The organism is Streptomyces sp. IMTB 2501, assembly GCF_001953885.1.
GTDB lineage: Bacteria > Actinomycetota > Actinomycetes > Streptomycetales > Streptomycetaceae > Streptomyces.
In genome coordinates this window covers 470,194-488,304 of the sequence record NZ_MQUS01000001.1, presented here as the reverse complement: position 1 = coordinate 488,304, position 18,111 = coordinate 470,194, and the positions used below count along the sequence as shown (strand labels likewise).

11 protein-coding genes and 1 pseudogene are annotated in these 18,111 nt (G+C 73.4%); 7 read left to right on the top strand and 5 right to left on the bottom strand.

Annotated elements, in window-relative coordinates; translation table 11 throughout:
- Window positions 1-46: 46 nt before the first annotated feature.
- Together ctaD and AV521_RS02330 are read left to right on the top strand one after the other, a co-directional pair.
- Entirely contained in the window at window positions 47-1,729 is a 1,683-nt protein-coding gene (gene ctaD / locus AV521_RS02335; RefSeq protein WP_079249079.1) for a cytochrome c oxidase subunit I, read from the top strand.
- Window positions 1,726-2,109 carry a cytochrome c oxidase subunit 4 gene (locus tag AV521_RS02330; RefSeq protein ID WP_076082601.1) on the top strand — a complete coding sequence of 128 codons (384 nt, stop codon included), beginning with the start codon at window positions 1,726-1,728 and terminating at the stop codon, window positions 2,107-2,109. Before ctaD ends, AV521_RS02330 begins: the two co-directional genes overlap by 4 nt.
- Here AV521_RS02330 and AV521_RS02325 read toward each other — a convergent pair.
- The 3 genes from AV521_RS02325 to AV521_RS02315 form a co-directional block, all read right to left on the bottom strand.
- A complete protein-coding gene (locus AV521_RS02325) occupies window positions 2,045-3,538 on the bottom strand; it encodes a cytochrome bc complex cytochrome b subunit (protein ID WP_079249078.1) in 1,494 nt (497 codons plus the stop codon). The two genes, AV521_RS02330 and AV521_RS02325, sit on opposite strands and share 65 nt — an antisense overlap.
- Window positions 3,535-3,810 carry a hypothetical protein gene (locus AV521_RS02320; RefSeq protein WP_076082600.1) on the bottom strand — a complete coding sequence of 92 codons (276 nt, stop codon included), beginning with the start codon at window positions 3,808-3,810 and terminating at the stop codon, window positions 3,535-3,537. The genes AV521_RS02325 and AV521_RS02320 overlap by 4 nt, the downstream gene beginning before the upstream one ends.
- Before the next feature lie 81 nt (window positions 3,811-3,891).
- A complete protein-coding gene (locus tag AV521_RS02315; RefSeq protein ID WP_076082599.1) occupies window positions 3,892-6,354 on the bottom strand; it encodes a SpoIIE family protein phosphatase in 2,463 nt (820 codons plus the stop codon).
- Window positions 6,355-6,550: 196 nt separating this feature from the next.
- Between AV521_RS02315 and lanKC the strand changes: the two genes are divergently transcribed.
- The 4 genes and pseudogenes from lanKC to AV521_RS02295 form a co-directional block, all read left to right on the top strand.
- Window positions 6,551-9,226: a class III lanthionine synthetase LanKC gene (lanKC, locus tag AV521_RS02310; RefSeq protein WP_076082598.1), complete on the top strand. Its 2,676-nt coding sequence runs from the start codon at window positions 6,551-6,553 to the stop codon at window positions 9,224-9,226.
- Window positions 9,227-9,276: 50 nt separating this feature from the next.
- The gene (locus AV521_RS02305; protein ID WP_076082597.1) at window positions 9,277-9,390 is read left to right on the top strand and encodes a SapB/AmfS family lanthipeptide; all 114 of its coding nucleotides are present in this window, start codon (window positions 9,277-9,279) and stop codon (window positions 9,388-9,390) included.
- Between the two features lie 167 nt (window positions 9,391-9,557).
- Window positions 9,558-11,393, top strand: coding sequence for an ABC transporter ATP-binding protein (locus AV521_RS02300; RefSeq protein ID WP_079249077.1), 1,836 nt, complete (start codon window positions 9,558-9,560; stop codon window positions 11,391-11,393).
- A gap of 5 nt (window positions 11,394-11,398) precedes the next feature.
- A pseudogene (locus AV521_RS02295) lies at window positions 11,399-13,147 on the top strand (ATP-binding cassette domain-containing protein); the annotation flags it as partial.
- Window positions 13,148-13,171: 24 nt separating this feature from the next.
- On the opposite strand, the gene AV521_RS02290 reads toward AV521_RS02295, so the two are convergent.
- Window positions 13,172-13,780: a response regulator transcription factor gene (locus tag AV521_RS02290; protein ID WP_076082595.1), complete on the bottom strand. Its 609-nt coding sequence runs from the start codon at window positions 13,778-13,780 to the stop codon at window positions 13,172-13,174.
- Between the two features lie 371 nt (window positions 13,781-14,151).
- Here AV521_RS02290 and AV521_RS02285 point away from each other — a divergent pair, with 371 nt between their 5' ends.
- A complete protein-coding gene (locus AV521_RS02285) occupies window positions 14,152-16,299 on the top strand; it encodes a SpoIIE family protein phosphatase (RefSeq protein WP_371916994.1) in 2,148 nt (715 codons plus the stop codon).
- 161 nt (window positions 16,300-16,460) lie between these two features.
- Here the strand turns inward: AV521_RS02285 and AV521_RS02280 are convergent, their stop codons facing one another.
- On the bottom strand, window positions 16,461-17,918 hold the full coding sequence (locus tag AV521_RS02280) for a S1 family peptidase (RefSeq protein ID WP_076082593.1): 1,458 nt from the start codon (window positions 17,916-17,918) through the stop codon (window positions 16,461-16,463).
- Window positions 17,919-18,111 lie beyond the last annotated feature (193 nt).

The following is an 18,111-nucleotide window of genomic DNA, read 5'->3' as shown; positions in this document are numbered from 1 at the left end:
CATGGCTCTGATGCCGACGGAAGTTTGCCGGGTAGCGTCACTCGCGATGACGGAACTATCGGACATCTCGGACATCAAGGATGTCGTCGCACGGTACACGGCACCCGCCCCGCGTCCCGGCCGGACCCTCCTGCGCCGGCTCTCCACCGCCGACCACAAGGTGATCGGCCGGCTCTACATGGTCACGGCGTTCTGCTTCTTCCTGTTCGCCGGGCTGCTCGCCCTCGGCATGCGCGCGGAACTCGCCCGGCCGGGCCTGCAGTTCCTGAGCCAGCAGGGCTACAACCAGTTCTTCACGATCCACGGCACGATCATGATGCTGCTGTTCGCGACCCCGATGTTCGCCGGGTTCGCCAACGCCGTGATGCCGCTGCAGATCGGCTCGCCGGACCTGGCGTTCCCCCGGCTGAACGCGCTGTCGTACTGGATGTACCTGTTCGGCGGCCTGATGGTGGTCTCCGGCTTTCTGGTGCCCGGTGGGGCGGCGGCCTTCGGCTGGTTCGCCTACGCGCCGCTGAACAGCGCCTACTTCTCCCCCGGCGCGGGCGGCGACCTGTGGGCGATGGGGCTGGTGGTCTCGGGTGTGTCGACGACGCTGACCGCGGTGAACTTCATCGCCACCATCCTGTGCCTGCGCGCGCCGGGCATGACGATGTTCCGGATGCCGATCTTCACCTGGAACGTGCTGTTCACCTCGATCCTGATCCTGCCCGCGTTCCCGGTGCTCGCGGCGGCGCTGCTGGTGCTGGAGGCGGACCGGAAGTTCGGGGCGCATGTCTTCGACGCGGCGAACGGGGGCGCACTGCTGTGGCAGCACCTGTTCTGGTTCTTCGGGCATCCGGAGGTCTACATCGTGGCGCTGCCGTTCTTCGGGATCGTCTCGGAGATCCTGCCGGTGTTCTCCCGCAAGCCGCTCTTCGGCTATGTGCCGATGGTCGGGGCCACCATCGCGATCACCATGCTGTCGGCGGTGGTGTGGGCGCACCACATGTTCGCCACCGGTGCGGTGCTGCTGCCGTTCTTCTCCTTGATGTCGTTCCTGATCGCGGTGCCCACAGGTATCAAGTTCTTCGCGTGGATCGGCACGATGGTGCACGGCTCGGTGTCGTTCGAGACGCCGATGCTGTGGTCGCTGGGCTTTCTGGTGTCCTTCCTGCTGGGCGGGCTGAGCGGGGTGCTGATCGCCTCGCCGCCGCTGGACTTCCATCTGACCGACACCTACTTCATCGTGGCGCATCTGCACTATGTGCTGTTCGGCACGGTGGTGTTCGCGATGTTCGCCGGGTTCTACTTCTGGTGGCCGAAGTTCACCGGGAAGATGCTGGACGAGCGGCTCGGCAAACTCCACTTCTGGCTGCTGTTCCCGGCGTTCCAGCTGACCTTCCTGGTGCAGCACTGGCTCGGCGAGGCCGGCATGCCCCGCCGGTACGCGGACTATCTGCCCGCGGACGGCTTCACGCTGCTCAACACCCTGTCGTCGGCGGGCGCGTTCCTGCTGGGCGTCTCCACCCTGCCCTTCCTCTACAACGTGTGGCGCACCGCGGCCAAGGGCGAGCAGGTCACCGTGGACGACCCGTGGGGGTGGGGGCGCGGCCTGGAGTGGGCGACGTCCTGCCCGCCGCCGCGGCACAACTTCCTGGCGCTGCCCCGGGTGCGCTCGGAGTCGCCCGCCTTCGATCTGCACCATCCGGAGGTCGTGCGCAGAGCCGAGGCGGAGGGCACCCGGTGAGGACGGAGGCGATGCTGTTCGGCGGGGTCGCGGTGTTCTTCGGCGGGTCGGCGGCGCTGTACGGGGTGTGGTCGGGGGACGAGACGGGCACGGTCGCGCTGGTCGTCGCGTGCGGGATGGCCGCGCTGGTCGCGTTCTTCTGTCTGATCCAGTACCGGCGCCGCGGGACGCGGGCCCAGGATCGCACCGACGCGGAAGTGGCGGACGGGGCCGGGCCGGTGGCGTTCTTCCCCGACGAGAGTCTGTGGCCGATCGTCACCGCGCTGGGTTTCGCGGTGACGGCGACGGGGGTGGTCTTCGGGCTGTGGCTGTTCCTCATCGGTCTGGGGATTCTGGTGCGCGGGGTGTACGGGATGGTGTTCCAGTACGCGTACCGGTGAGCGGTCTGCGCGGGGCACCGGGCCGGAACGCCGCGACGGGCACGTGGTCGGTCTCGTAGCCGCCGGTGAGGCTCTGGCGGATCTCGCCGGTGGGCACGCCCTCGGCGAGCCGCTCGGTCTCGGCCGCCATGAGAGCCCGGCACAGCCAGCGGGTGACCAGGAAGGCGAGGACCGGTGCCGCGATCAGGGCGACGCGCAGTACCCAGGTCAGGACGTTGACGGAGATACGGAAGGTCTGGGCGATGACGTCGTTGCCGCCGGCCAGCAGCAGCACGCCGTAGAACACGGTGCCCGCCACGCCGAGCCCGGTGCGTACGGGCCGCTCGCGGGGACGGTCGCACAGGTGCCGCTCCGTTCGCCATTCCCCGGTCAGCCGCTGCTCCACGAACGGATAGGCGTACAGCACGGCGAACAGCAGACCCGGCAGCACGATCGCCGGGAGCAGGACGTTCCACATGAGGGTGTGGCCCGCGAGGTTCGTCTCCCACGGCGGGACCAGCCGCAGCGCGCCCTCCAGGAAGCCGACGTACCAGTCGGGCTGGGAGCCGGTGGAGGCCTGGTCGGGGCGGTAGGGGCCGTAGTTCCAGACGGGGTTGACCTGGGCGAGGCCGGAGAGGAGCACCAGCAGGCCGGTGGCGGCTACGGCCAGGCCGCCGGAGGAGGCGGTGAACTGCGCGAAGAACGGCTTGCCGACGGCGTTGCCCTGGGTGCGGCCCGGGCCGCGCCACTGGGTGTGCTTGAGATGCACCACCAGGATCAGATGTACGGCGACCAGGGCGATGAGGGCACCGGGGAGCAGCAGGATGTGCATCGGGTACAGGCGCGTGACGATGTCGTGGGCCGGGTACTGGCCGCCGAACACGAAGAAGGCCACGTACGTGCCGACGACCGGGATCGACAGCATGATGCCCTGCGCGATGCGCAACCCGGTCCCGGAGAGCAGGTCGTCGGGGAGGGAGTAGCCGGCGAAGCCCTCGGCGAGCGAGACCACGAACAGGGTGAGCCCGATGGCCCAGTTCAGTTCGCGGGGCCGGCGGAAGGCGCCGGTGAAGAAGATCCGCAGCATGTGCACGCCGATCGCGGCGACGAAGACCAGCGCGGCCCAGTGGTGGGTCTGCCGCATCAGCAGTCCGCCGCGCACGTCGAAGCTGATGTGCAGGGTGGAGTCGAAGGCGGCCGACATGCGCACTCCACGCAGCGGCTGGTAGGGGCCCGCGTACACCACCTCGCGCATCTCCGGCTGGAAGAACAGGGTCAGCCAGACCCCGGTCAGGATCAGCACCAGCAGGCTGTACAGGGCGAGTTCACCGAGCAGGAAGGACCAGTGGTCGGGGAAGGCCTTGCGCAGCAGCGGGCCGCCGTCCAGTACGGGCAGCCGGGCGTCCACGGCGTCCACCAGCCGCTCGCCGCGGCGGCCGGCCCGGTTCATGCGTCCTCGGGCTCCGCCGCCGCCCGGGCCACCTCGGCCTCGACCTCGGGGCGTGCCCGGCCGCTCTCCTTCGCGTACTCGCTCACCGCGGTCTGCACGTCCCGGGCCAGGTCCCGCCAGGCGCGCAGCGCGGTCTCGTAGGTGCCGGACTGGGCGCCGGTCATCCCCCGCTCGGCCGGCGGGCCGTACGTGTCCCGCAGCTCCTCGACCGTGGCGTGGGCCGCGTCGGCCGCGCGCTGCTTCTGGACGAGTTCTTGGAAGGTGTGTGCCACGCCTATCGACCCTAGGCACCGCGTTCCGCAGATGCCCCTCCAACCTGCCGGAACGCCCCCGTGAACGCACCCGTGTGGCCGTCAGCCGTCGGGGACGAGGTCCGCCCACACCTGCTTGCCGCCGCTGACCGGGAGTGTGCCCCAGGCCGCCGACACGGCCTCCACCAGCAGGATGCCCCGGCCGCCGGTGGCCTCCCAGCCGATGCTGGTGGGTTTGACGGGGCTGCGCGGGGAGGAGTCGGCGACGGCGAGTCGCAGGCGGTGGTTGACCAGGCTCATGTCGAGGCGGACCTGGCCGTCGGTGTGCACGAGGGCGTTGGTGACGAGTTCGGAGACCACCAGCAGGGCCGTGTCCATGGTGTCCTGCGAGATGCCCCAGGCACGCAGGGTGCGCCGGGTGAAGCGGCGGGCGTGCCGTACCGCCTCCGGTACCCGCCACACCGTCCAGCTCTCGCGCAGCGGGCGTACGGCCAGGCCGTCGTAGCGCATCAGCAGCAGAGCCACGTCGTCGCGGCGGTGGGCGCCGGTGAGCAGCGCGTCGGCGACCAGCCCGAGGTGCGCCGGGTCGGCGGCGGCCAGCCGGGCGGCGAGCCGGTCCATGCCGGCGTCGATGTCGGTGTCCGGCGCCTCCACCAGGCCGTCGGTGGTCAGCGCGATCACCGTGCCGGGCAGCAGCCGCAGCGGGGTCATCGGGAACTCGGTCTGGCCGAGCACCCCGAGCGGCGGTCCGCCCTCGGCGCGGACGATCTCGGCGGTGCCGTCCGGGTGGCGCAGCACGGGCTGGAGATGCCCGGCGCGCACGCACCAGGCGGTGCCCTGCTCCATGTCGACGTCGACGTAGGCGCAGGTCGCGAACAGGTCGGTCTCCATCTCCAGCAGCAGCCGGTTGGCGTGCGCCACCACCACGTCCGGCGGGTGGCCCTCGGCGGCGTAGGCGCGCAGCGCGGTGCGCATCTGGCCCATCACGGTGGCGGCGCCCGCGTTGTGCCCCTGGACGTCGCCGATGACGAGGGCCACGTGATTGTCGGCGAGCGGGATCACGTCGTACCAGTCGCCGCCGACCTCCAGGCCTGCCGTGGTCGGCAGGTACCGGGCGACGGCGACCGCGCCGGGCAGCCGGGGCAGACGGCGCGGCAGCAGGGTGCGCTGGAGCATGCCGACGAGTTCGTGCTCGGCGTCGAAGGCGTGGGCGCGCAGCAGGGCCTGGCCTGCGAGGCCCGCGCAGGCGGTGAGCAGGGCGCGTTCGTCGGGGCCGAAGTCGTGCGGGCGGTCCCAGCCGATCAGACAGGCGCCGGCCATCCGGCCGCCGGCGGGCAGCGGCAGCACGGCGAGGCCGCCGGGGCCGACCTCGGCGAGGGCGGGTTCCAGCGCGCTGCCGGCCGGCCAGATCCGGGCGCGGCCCTCGCGCAGCGCGGCGGCCAGGGTGGGCATGGCCCGCACCGGCGCGTCCGGCCATTCGGTGCGCCACTCGCTGCGCCACAGGTCGGGCCAGGCCTCGGGTTCGGGCGGGTCGAGGACGGTGACGACGAGACGGTCGTTCTCCAGTTCGGCGAGCGCGATCCGGTCGGCGCGCAAGGGCCGGCGCAGCGCGGCCACGACGGCCTTGCCGACGTCCTTGACGGTGCCCGCGGTGGCGAGGGCGGCGGCCAGGCGCTGCACCCGGGCCACGTCGGTGACGCCGGTGCGCAGGGTGGAGGCGTCGGCGACGGTGCCGACGAGCCGGGCTGCGTGGCCCTCGCCGCCGGGCAGCAGCCGGCCACGCAGCCGCAGCCACTTGGGCGGTCCTGAGGGCTGCAGGATGCGGAACTCCAGCTCGCGGTCGCCGATGGACATGTGGTCGGCCTCGACGACGGACATCAGCGCGGGCAGGTCCTCGGGCACGCACAGCCCGAGCAGGGTCTCGACCCGGCCGTCGAAGCCGTCCCGGCCGAGCCCGAACAGCCGCAGGATGTCGTCCCCGACCTCGATCCGGCCGCTGTCCATGGCCAGGCTGAAGGCGTCCGGCGCCAGCTCGCCGCCGTCACCGGCGGGGCCGGCCGGTGCGGGTACGGCGACCGCGCGGGCGACCAGCTCCAGGCAGGCGCGGTCGTCGGTGCCGAAGCCTGCGGGGTGCTCGGTGACGGCGAGCAGACAGCCGCCGCCCGCTGCGCCGAGCGGCAGGACGGCCACGGAGAAGTCCGCGGACGGGGTGCGGCGTGCCTCGGGGCCGCCGGCCAGCTCCGCGGGGCCGAGCCAGCGCGGGTGTCCGGTGCGGTGCGCCTCGGCGACCGGGGACCCGCCGGCCGCCGGATAGCCGTCGCGGAGCCCGTACAGGGTGCGCGGCAGGCCCGCCGACTCGGCGAGGCACAGCTCGGACGGGTCGTCGCCGGGCGTGTACACCCCTGCGAAGGCCGCCCCGGCGAACACCAGCGCCTGTTCGAGGACCCGGCGGAGCCGGTCCGGGGTGGCGGATGCCGTGGTGAGCGTGTCCAGGGCGGCTTCGGCACGCTCCGGCGCCGTTCGCGTTCCGCTGATCGCAGCGCCCTCACTGACCACGTTCGCCATTACAGCGCGTACGGGCGCACCGCGCAGCCCCTGTGGGCGGTCCGGCTGCTCCGGCGCGCCCGCTTCGTTCGAAAGGCGCCGAACGCATCTTGACCCGTGAGTTCCGCATGGTGTCCTCGTGACAGACGTGACTGTCCGCGACCACCCGGCTCCTGGGAGTGTCTTCTGCGTTCACACCGGGAGGGGCATAAGGCGCATGGACAAGCGGTACGAGGTGTACGCGCTCGCCGACGGGCACTTCTACGACACGCCCGACCGGCTCGCGGGGGCGGGGGGTGAGCCGGCACCGCTGTTCGCGACGGCGCGTCGCACCGTCCCGGACGGCTGGCGGGCGGCGCGCTCCGGCGACTGGCTGACGCTGACCCCGGTGAACGCCGCCGGCACGCCGCTCGACGCACCGGCGCAGGGCTGGAAGATCCACTCCTCGGCGACCGCCGCGAACGCGGAACGGATCGCGGGCATCGTGTGGGACTACTGCGTGCCGCGCCGCATCCCCTTCAAGTTCGTGCCGGGCCCGCACCTGCTGCACCTGCGCAACGCCAAGTACGCGGGCCGTGACACCAGCGGCAAGTTCGTCACGCTGTATCCGGCGGACGAGGAGCAGTTGCAGCGGACGCTGCGTGAACTGGGCGCGCTGCTGGAGGGTTTCGAGGGTCCGTACATCCTCACAGACCTGCGCTGGCACGACGGCCCGCTCTATGTCCGCTACGGCGCCTTCGCCCGCCGGTACGTCGTCGACGAGCGCGGCTCACTGGTCCTCGCGGTCGCCGACGGCGCGGGCAGGCTCGTTCCGGACCGGCGCACCCCGTCCTTCCAGGTGCCCGGCTGGGTGACGCTGCCCGCGTTCCTGCGGCCGCATCTGGAGGCCCGCAACACCACGACGGTCGGCGAGCTGCCGTACCGCATCGAGAAGGCGCTGCACTTCTCCAACGGCGGCGGGGTGTATGCCGGCACCGACACCCGGGACGGACGCCGGGTGGTGCTGAAGGAGGCACGGCCGCACGCGGGGCTTGCAGCCGACGGCGCGGACGCGGTGGCCCGGCTGGAGCGGGAGAAGGCGGCGCTGGAACGGGTCGCCGGGACGGGTGTGGTGCCCGAGGTACGGGACTGGTTCACGCTCGGCGAGCACCGGTTCCTGGTCATGGACCAGCTGGCGGGCCGTCCGCTCAACTCCTTCTTCGCCCAGCGGCATCCGCTGCTCACGCCCGACCCCGACCCGGCCCGGATCGCCGCGTACACGGCGTGGGCGCTGCGGATCCACGCGGCGGTCGAGCGGGCGGTGGCGGCGGTGCACGAGCGCGGGCTGGTCTTCAACGACCTGCATGTCTTCAACATCATGGTGGCGGAGGACGAACAGTCGGTGTATCTCATCGACTTCGAGGCCGCCGCGCCCGCCGCGGAGAACGCCCGGCAGACCGTCGCCCACCCCGGTTTCTTCGCCCCGCCGGACCGCCGCGGCGCGGATGTCGACCGCTATGCGCTGGCCTGTCTGCGGCTCGCCCTGTTCCTGCCGGTGACCACGCTGTTCGTGGTGGACCGGGGCAAGGCGGCGCATCTCGCCGAGGTGATCGCCGAGCAGTTCCCTGACGTACCGCGCGCCTTCCTGGACGAGGCGGTGGCGGAGATCACCCGGGACGCCTCGGGTGGGAGACGCGCCCGGCCGGCCCCGCCGGTGGTACCCGGCGACTGGCCCTACAGCCGGGACTCGATGGTGAAGGCGATCCTCGCCTCCGCCACCCCGGAACGCGACGACCGGCTCTTTCCCGGTGACATCGCCCAGTTCGCGGACGGCGGCGGCCTCGGCCTCGCGCACGGCGCGGCCGGCGTGCTGTACGCGCTCCAGGCGTCCGGGGCCGGCCGCTACGACGAGGGCGAGCGCTGGCTGCTCGACCGCACCGCCCCGTCACCGCCCGGCACCCCGCTCGGCCTGTACGACGGCCTGGCGGGCGTCGCCCTGGTCCTCGACCGACTCGGCCATCGCCGGCGGGCGTTGGACCTGATCGACGGCATCCTGCGGGAGAACTGGCGCGCACTCGCCTCCGACCTGCACGGCGGACTCGCCGGGCTTGGCCTGGTCCTCGACCGGCTCGCGGACACGACCGGCGAGGCGGCCCTGCGGCAACACGCCGCCGAGGCCGCCGAGATCCTCGTACGACGGCTCGCCGAACCGCTTCCGGACACCCCGCGCCGGCGCGCCGGACTGCTGCGCGGCGCGACCGGGCCCGCGCTGTTCCTCCTGCGCCGGTACGAGCAGACCGGCGACGGACGCTGCCTGACGGCGGCGGGCGAGGCGCTCCGCCGCGACCTTGACTGCTGTGTCGTCCAGGAAGCGGGCGGCGGTCTGGAGGTGGACGAGGGCTGGCGGACGCTGCCCTACCTCGGCGACGGCAGCGCGGGGATCGGGCTCGTCCTCGACGACTACCTGGCGCACCGGGACAGCGACTCTCCCGCGCGGCCGGACAGCAGCTGTCCTGCGCACCGGGACAGCGGCTCGCCGGCGCATGCGGACAGCGTGGCGTTCGAGCGCGCCCGGGCCGGCATCCTGACCGCCGCCACCTCCCGTTTCTACGCCCAGCCCGGCCTTTTCCAGGGCCGCGCCGGACTGATCCTGCACCTCGCCCGCTGCTCCGCCCCGGGCGCCACACCCGAGCGGCTGGAGCAGCAGATCGCGGGGCTCGGCTGGTTCGCGATGGACTACCAGGGCCAACTGGCCTTCCCCGGGCACCAGATGATGCGGCTCTCCATGGACCTCGCCACCGGCACGGCAGGCTGCCTGCTCGCGCTCGCCGCGGCCCGCGACGGCGCCCGCACCGCGCACCTGCCCTTCCTCCCGCCGCCACCGGCGGCCCGCACCCGCGGCTCCGCGACCTGACGGAGTCGTGACACAACCCCGTCCCCAAATCAAGGGAAAGGACCACGACCATGGCACTTCTCGACCTGCAGACCCTCGAGTCCGAGACGGACGCCCACGACGGCGCGAGCACGGTGAGCCTGCTCTCCTGTGTCTCCGCGGCGAGCGTTCTGCTCTGCCTCTGACCGAGCCGGTGAGTCCACGGCTCCGGACGGCGCCCTCCCGCGTGGGAGTGGCCGTCCGGAGCCCTCCGGCTGAAAGGGGCGCCAGAGTGCGTCCGCGAGGGGACGGCCTTCCCGGCCCTCGCCTCCCTGGCCCTCCCGTTGCCGTCCGACCCAGCGAGGCCCCGTCGATGAACTCCCGCCCCGACAGCGCCACTTCGGCGGCCGGTCGTGCCCTGTCGCGCGCGGTGCTGCGCCAGGGCGGCGCCCGCTGTGCCGCGCTGTGCGCCGTGAGTACGGCCGCCACGGCGACCGGTCTCCTCCTGCCCGCCCTCCTCGGCCACACCCTGGACCTGCTGCTGGCCCACGCCCCGGCCGCCCGCTGGATCGGCGGCTGTGCCGGCCTCGTCCTGCTGCTGGCCCTGCTGGACGGCTGCGCGAGCGTGGTCACCGGCACCTGTGACGCCCGGGCCACCGCATGGCTGCGCCGGCGCCTCACCGGGCACGTCCTGGCGCTGGGCCCGCGGGCCACCGCCCGGTTCGGCGCCGGGGACCTGGTGGCGCGGCTGGTCGGCAACGCCGCGCAGGCCGGGACGGCGCCGGGCGCGCTGGCCGCGCTGCTCGCCGCGTTCGCCGGGCCCGTCGGGGGCGTGGTCGCGCTCGCCCTCATCGACCCCTGCCTGGCTGCCGTGTTCCTGGCCGGGGCGCCGGTCCTGGCCCTGCTGCTGCGTGCCTTCGCCCGGGACACCACGGCATGCGTGGCCGACTACCAGCGGGTGCAGGGCCGGATCGCCGGCGCGCTGGCGGAGGCGGTCGGCGGGTTCCGTACGATCCGGGCCGCGGGCGCCGAGGAGCGCGAGACCGCCCGGATCCTGGCGCCGCTGCCCGAACTGTCGCACGCCGGACACCGCATGTGGCGGGTGCAGGGCCGGGCCGCCGCGCAGGCGGTCACCGTGGCACCGCTGCTGAACCTGGGCGTTCTCGCGGTGGCCGGACTGCTGCTGGCCCGGCACCGCGTGTCGGTGGGCGAGATGCTGGCCGCCTCGCGGTATGCGGTGCTCGCCACGGGTGTCGGCGCGCTCGTCGGACAGCTCGCCGCGCTCGGCCGGGCCCGCGCGGCGACCGGCCGGCTCGCCGAGGTTCTGGCCGAGCCCGCGCCCGCACACGGCACCGGCCAACTCCCGCCCGGCAACGGCCGGCTGGAGCTACGGGCGGTCACCGCCTGCCGGGGCGGGCGAACCGTCCTGGACGGGGTCGAGCTGACCGTCCCGGGCGGCACCACCCTGGCGGTCGTCGGCCGTTCCGGCGCCGGCAAGTCACTGCTCGCACAGGTCGCCGGCCGGCTCGCCGACCCCGACGCGGGCGAGGTCCTCCTCGACGGCGTCCGGCTGCGCGACCTCACCCACGCCGAACTGCGCCGCACCGTCGCCTACGCCTTCGAGCGGCCCGTCCTGCCGGGCACGACCATCGAGGACACCATCGCCTTCGGGCGCCCGGGCACCACACCGGCCGCCGTCCGCGCCGCCGCCCGGCGAGCCCACGCCGACGACTTCGTACGGCGCCTCCCCGCCGGCTACGCCACCCGAACCGCCGACGCGCCCCGTTCCGGCGGCGAGGCCCAACGCCTCGGCCTCGCCCGCGCCTTCGCCCACGGCGGCAGGCTGTTGATCCTCGACGACGCCCTGTCCAGCCTCGACACGGTCACGGAACACCGGATCACCGAGACCCTGCTGGCCGCCGACCCGGACCGCACCCGCCTGCTGATCGCCCACCGCGCGACGACCGCGGCCCGCGCGGACCGGGTCGCCTGGCTGGACGCCGGCCGGGTCAGGGCCGTCGGCACACACCGGGAGCTGTGGCGGGAGCCGGAGTACCGGGCGGTGTTCGGGGGCGACGGCACGCGTGATGCCGAGGCCGGCGGTGGTCAGGAGCAGACGGACGTATGTGACGGGCGACGACGAACGCCGGACGGCGACCGGAACGAACAGCCACGGGGAGACATGTACCGGACCGGGAGCGGGAGTTGACGGGCGTGCGCGGCTCGGGAATCCGTGCGCGCCGGGCCTGCCGGTTTCTGCGGGCGCGGTGGCGGGTCCTGGTCCGGCTCGGCGCATGGTCCGTGCTGGAGGCGGGACAGACGTTCCTCGTCGGATACGCCCTCGCACGAGCCCTGGACGCCGGGTTCCTGGCCGGGAACGCGCGGACCGGACTGCTGTGGCTGGGGGCCGCGGGGCTCTCCGTGTGTGCCGGGGCATACGGGACCGGGCGGGTGTACGGCGTGGTCGCCGCGCTGGTCGAACCGGCCCGGGACCGGCTGGTGACGGCGGTGGTCGCGCGCGGGGTGCGGGAGGCGGACGCTGGGGCACTGTCCGGGCTGACCCAGCAGGTGGAGATCGCCCGGGACACACTCGCCGGGGTGGTGATGGTGACCCGTTCGTTCCTGTTCACCGCCGCCGGCGCCCTGATCGGCCTGTGCTCACTGGCGCCGCTGCTGCTCGCGGTCGTCCTGCCGCCGCTGCTCGCCGGGGTGGCCCTGTTCGCCGCGACGCTCGGACCGCTGGCCCGCCGGCAGGAGGCGTTCCTGACCGCCGACGAGGCGCTGGCCCAGGAGCTGGGCGAGGTGCTCCCGGGGTTGCGGGACATCACCGCGTCCGGCGCCGAGAAGCGCGCGGCCGACGGCGTCGGCCGACGCACCGACGCGGAACTACGGACCGCCCGCACCCTGGCCCGCTGGAGCGCGGCCCGCGTGGCCGCCCTGGCGGTGGGCGGCGAACTACCGGCGGTCCTGCTCCTGCTCACCGCTCCCTGGCTGCTGGCCCACGACGTCACCCCGGGCGCCCTCGTCGGCGCCCTCGCCTACGTCACCCAGTCCCTGCTCCCGGCCCTGAACAACCTCATCCACGGCCTGGGCACAAGCGGCTCGCGCCTGACAGTGGTTCTGAACCGGCTCCTGGGCCAACCCCCGAAGGGGCGCGGGGCTGTGTCTGATATGCGGCTACCGCCGCGTGGCCGCGACAAGCCACACACAGCCCGCACCCGCCGTACCACCGCACTCCCCCCTTCCCCAGACGCACACACCGCACTCGCCGTCACTGCCCTGACCTTCGCCTACGGCCCCACCAGCGAACCCGTCCTGGACGACCTCGACCTCACCCTCCCAGCAGGCGCCCACCTGGCCGTCGTAGGCCCGAGCGGCATCGGCAAGTCGACACTCACCAGCCTCATCACCGGCCTCCTCACCCCACAGCAAGGCAGCATCCATGTGTACGGCCACCCCGCCCCGGCGCCGCAGGCAACCGTGCTGATCCCGCAAGAGGCCTACGTCCACACCGGCACCCTGGCCGAGAACCTGACCCTCTTCCGCAACGAGCCCCTACCGGAGCCCGAGCTGCTGGCGGCCGCCGACGCGGTCGGCCTGACCCCCCTGCTGAAAAGGCTGGGCGGACCAGGCGCCCCGGTCACACCAGCGGAACTCTCCGCGGGGGAGCGGCAGTTGATCGCCCTGACCCGCGCCTACCTCTCCGCCGCCCCGCTGGCCCTCCTGGACGAGGCGACCTGCCATCTCGACCCGGAGGCGGAGGCCCGCGCCGAGCGGGCGTTCGCGGCGCGTCCGGGCGGCACGCTGATCGTCGTGGCGCACCGGATCAGTTCCGCCCGCCGCGCCGGCCGGATCCTCGTCATGGACGGCGCGCGCACCGCCTGCGGCACCCATGACGAGCTGCTGCGGGCCTCGGCGCTGTACCGCGACCTGACCGGCCGCTGGACGCCCCGCCCGGCACCACTGTCCCGCTAGGCACGACCCCCTTCACACCCATCCCTCGCCCCGCGATATGCGGATCGCGTCGACGCGGTTGCGCGCGCCGGTCTTGCGGGTGATCGACGCCATGTAGTTGCGGACGGTGCCGTAGGACAGATGCAGGCTGCCGGCGATCTCCGCGATGGACGCGCCCGCGGCGGCCAGGGACAGCACACTCAGCTCGCGTCTGGTGAGCGGCATCTGGGCCGCCTTGAGGAACCCGAAGCCCAGCGAATCATCGACGAAACGTTCCCTCCGGGCGACGGAGCGGATCGCGCGCACCAGACGGTCCGGCGAGCCGGCCTTGTCGACGAAGCCGAGCGCGCCCGCCTCGGCGGCCTGCTTCAGCAGACCCGGCCGGTTCGCCTGGGCCAGCACCACGAGCGCCGGCAGCCTGCCGCCGGTCCCGGGCGGACACAGCTCGCCGAGCGGCGGCACGCCTTGGCCGTCGGCACAGTCGAGGTCCGCCGCGCACACGTCAGGACCGAACGACCGCACCCGGGCGGCGGCACCCCGCCACGGCGTGTCGTCCACATCCAGTCCCTGCTCCCCCCGCAGCCATTCCGCCAGAACCGATCGCACCAGACACGCGTCGTGCACCAGAAGAACCCGGATCATGCTCCGCCCCCTCGGATGGTCGTCCCACACCCGTTCCTCGTCGTCACCCCTGCCGTCGCGGTCCGCGCCCTTCTCACCCCTCGCGGCCCGCCACAATCCGCACCGCGCCTCCGGTGCGTAAAACGCGTGCCCATTCTTGGGTGCCGATACCGTCTGCGGGCGCGGAGATCCGGCCATCAGGGTGCGCGGGGGCGCACACGAGGCGCTCGTACGCCGCCCGCGCTTCCGTTGCCCGGGCATGGGTGCGGGCGGGCGGGGTACGGCAGGCGACCCGCCAGGAGGGGCCGTGTGCCCGGGCCGGGCGGCTGCTCGCCGTGCGCGGCACGCCCCCGCGAGGGAATCTTGTCCCCAGGACGCGCGACGCGGAGGAGGTGGTCGCCGTGTCCGACGGGCCGGGGCCGGCACCGGCGGCCGACAGGGCGTCCGCCGCCCTGCCGGTGCTGTCGCTTGCGCTGGTCTCGATGATGCAGGAGGTGCAGGCGCACTCCGGCGCGGTGTATCTGCTCAGGCCCGAGGAGCGGGTCCTGGAGATGACGGTGCACGCGGGTATGCCCCGGGCGTTCGCGGCGCCGTGGGAGCGGGTCGGGCTGAGCGCGCCGATCCCGGTCGCCGACGCGGTGCGCGAGCGGCGGCTGGTGTGGGTGGGCGGCGAGGAGGCGATGGCCCGCTGCTATCCGCGTATCGCGGTGGTGCTGCCGTACCCGTTCGCGCTGGCCGCGCTGCCCGTGGCGACGGAGCGGCAGGTGTACGGCGCGGTCTTCGTGACCTGGCCCGGCGCGCATCCGTCGGAGCTGTCCGACGGGGAACGCGACCAGCTGTGGGCGGCCTGCGACCGGCTGGCGCTGCGGCTGGAGCGAGCCGCGCAGGAGGACCGGCCGCTCGCCCTCGACACGGCCGAGGTGGTGGCGACGCCAGTGGCGGGCGTGGCCGACACGCTGGGGTCGGTGGAGGCGGCGCGGATGGTGTCCCGGCTGCCGTATGGGCTGGTGTCGATGGATCTGCACGGCCGGATCGCGTTCGTCAACGCGGCCGCCGCCGAGCTGCTCGGCCGGCCGGCCGGGGAGCTGCTCGGCACGCTGCCGTGGGTGTCGGTGCCCTGGCTGAACGACCCGATGTACGAGGACCGTTACCGGGGAGCGCTGCTCAGCCAGCAGATGACGTCGTTCGTGGCGCTGCGCCCGCCGGGCGAGTGGCTGTCGTTCCGGATGTATCCGAGCACGACCGGGCTGAGCATGCGGATCACCCGGGCGCGGACGGTGGCGGAGATCGCGCGCGGAGCGCCGCAGGCCGATGTGTCCCCGTCCCGGCTGGTGACGATCTCGCAGGTGCTGGGCCTCGCGGCCGCGCTGACCGAGGCGGCCGGGGTGCAGGACGTGGTGCAGCTGGTCTGGGACGAGGTGGCCGCGGCGGTCGGCAGCCAGGCACTGGTGATCCTCGGCACGCAGGGCGGACGGCTGCACGTGCTGGGGCATCGCGGGTACCCGGATCCGCACACCGTGGAGCGGTTCCACGGGCTGCCGCTGAGCGAACGGACGCCGGGCACCCACGCGCTGAACAGCGGGGTGCCGTCGTTCTTCGACTCCCAGGAGGAGCTGGAACGGCTGTATCCGGGGCTGCACTCGACCCCGGACGGCTTCGCGGCCTGGGCGTATCTGCCGCTGATCGCGTCCGGTCGGCCGGTCGGCACCTGTGTGCTGGCCTATGCGGAGCCGCATGTGTTCCCGGCCGACGAGCGGGCCGTACTGACGTCCCTGGGCGGGCTGATCGCGCAGGCTCTGGAGCGGGCCCAGCTCTACGACGCCAAACACCGGCTCGCTCACGGCCTCCAGCAGGCCCTGCTGCCGCACTCGCTGGCCCCGCCGCCCGGCATCGAGGCGGCCGCCCGCTATCTGCCGGCCACCCATGGCATGGAGATCGGCGGCGACTTCTACGACCTGGTGCCGAGCCTGCCGCTCACGGCGGCCGTGATCGGGGACGTCCAGGGGCACAACGTGACCGCGGCGGGCCTGATGGGGCAGATCCGCACCGGTGTGCGGGCGTACACCACGGTCGGGCAGGCGCCGCACGAGGTCATGAGCAGCACCAACCGGCTGCTCATCGACCTCGGCACCGAGCTGTTCGCCAGCTGTCTGTATCTGCGGCTGGACCCGGCGCGCGGGCAGGCCGTCATGGCGCGTGCGGGGCATCCGCCGCCGCTGCTGAGACGGCCGGACGGACGGGTGCGGGTGCTGGACCTGGCGGGCGGCCCGCTGCTGGGGATCGACGCGGCCGCGGTGTATCCGACGACCGAGGTGTCCCTCGCGCCCGGATCGGTGCTCGTCCTGTACACCGACGGTCTGGTGGAGGCACCGGGCATCGACATCGAGGACTCGCTGGTCGGCCTCGGCGGGCTGCTGTCGGAGATCGGCGACCAGCCGCTGGACAAGCTCGCGGACGAGCTCGTCCAGCACAGCGCGGCGGCCCGGGACCGGATGGACGACGTGGCGGTACTGCTGCTGCGCGCGGCCGACCGCACCTGACGCGGTCCGGCCCTCCCGCCGGAGGGCCGGACCGTTCCCCGCCGGCCGGAACCGCGGGTGAGGCCGGCGGAGAGACGGCGGGGGCGGCGCGACGGCGCCGCAGACGAAAGGCGGCCTGATCGCGGCACCCATCGCCGCACTCCGAGCGGAGCGCTCGGCGCTCAGCGCGTGCCGGTCAGAGACGACGACCCGTCGTTCGCGGAGCCGGCGCCGGACGGGTCGCTCCCACTGCCGGACTGGTCACCAGATCCGGAGCCGGTACCGGAGCCCGTGCCGGAACCGGTGCCGGTGCCGGACGGGTCGGTGGCCGAGTCGGACGGGGCGGCGGAACCCGACTGGTCGCCCGCGCCGCCGATCTGCGCGCCGCCCGCGCCGGACGGGTCGCTGGCCGAGGCCGACGGGGCGGCCGAGCCCGACTGGTCGCCCCCGCCGTTGCCCGCGTTGCCCCCGTTACCGCCGTTACCGCCGTTACCGCCGTTACCGAGGGTCGCGCCGGTGGCCTGCAGGGCGGCGGTGACCGGCTGGAAGAAGGTCTCGCCGCCGCTCTTGCAGTCTCCGCTGCCGCCGGAGGTGAGGCCGACGGCGCTGCCGTCCTGGGTGAACAGGGAGCCGCCGCTGTCCCCGGCCTCGGCGCAGACGTTGGTCTGGATGAGGCCGTTGACGGTGTCGGTGCCGCCCGGGACGGTCTCGCTCGCGAAGTTCACGGTGGCGTTGAGGCCGGTGACCTGGCCGTTGTGCAGCCCGGTGGTCGAGCCCATGCGGAACACGGTCTCGCCGACGGTGGCGTCGGCGGCCTTGGTGATCTGCACGGTCTGGCCGTTGCCGGCGTTGACCTCACTGGGCGCCTGGGTGGTCTTGTCGTTGTACTTGACGAGCGAGAAGTCGTTGCCGGGGAACTTGGCCTGGTCCACGGTGGCGACCGGCTGTCCGTTCTGCGAGTCGGACCAGGCCTTGGCGGCGACTCCGCAGTGACCGGCCGTCAGAAAGGCGGGGCTGCCGTCGGAGGCGGTGACGTTGAAGCCGAGGGAGCAGCGAACGCCGCCCTGCTGGGTCTGGGAGAAGATGGCGTCGCCGCCGGAGACGAAGGTCTTGAAGGCGCCGGCGGACTTCGTCAGCGTCGCCATGCCGGAGCCGAGGCCCTGCACGGTCGACTGCAGTCTGTTCCACTTGGCGCCGGTGACGGTGGAGTCGGCGGTGACGAGGACCTTGTCGGTACGCGGGTCCACGGCCCACGAGGTGCCGGGGATCGTCGCCTTGGTCTTCAGCGTGCCGGCGGCGGCCTTGAGCTCCTTGATGCTGTTCTGCACCTGGCGCACGACCGCGCCCGCGTTCTTCGCCTGGGCGATCGCGTTGTTGTCGCCGCCGACCGCGTTGACGACCAGTTGCTGCTTGCCGCTGTCGAAGTACGACCCGGCGAAGGCGTCACCGAGGATCTTCTGGACCTGGGCGGCCAGGCCGGACGCCTGGGTGGCCTTCAGGGTCTTCGCGGTGCCGCCTGCCGCCGACGCCGCGTTCGCATCGTTCTTGTCCTGCGAGGCGTTGGCGTTCGGCAGCAGGAGGGCCGCCGCTCCGAGCGCCGCGACACCGCCCACCGCTATCGCGGCTTTGCGCTTGGGCATTCGCTTGTGACTCAAACTTCTCGACCTCCTGGGACGGGGGTCTGCCACTGACGGGCAGCTCGTATCGGGGCGCCTGGATGGCCGTAGGTACGCACCCACCGCGCGGTGTGTTCAATTCCGTTTCCCAACGGCCGTGCCGGCAGGGCGAATCGGCCACGTCGTGCGTGCCGCGCGGAGCGGCCGGGAACAATCG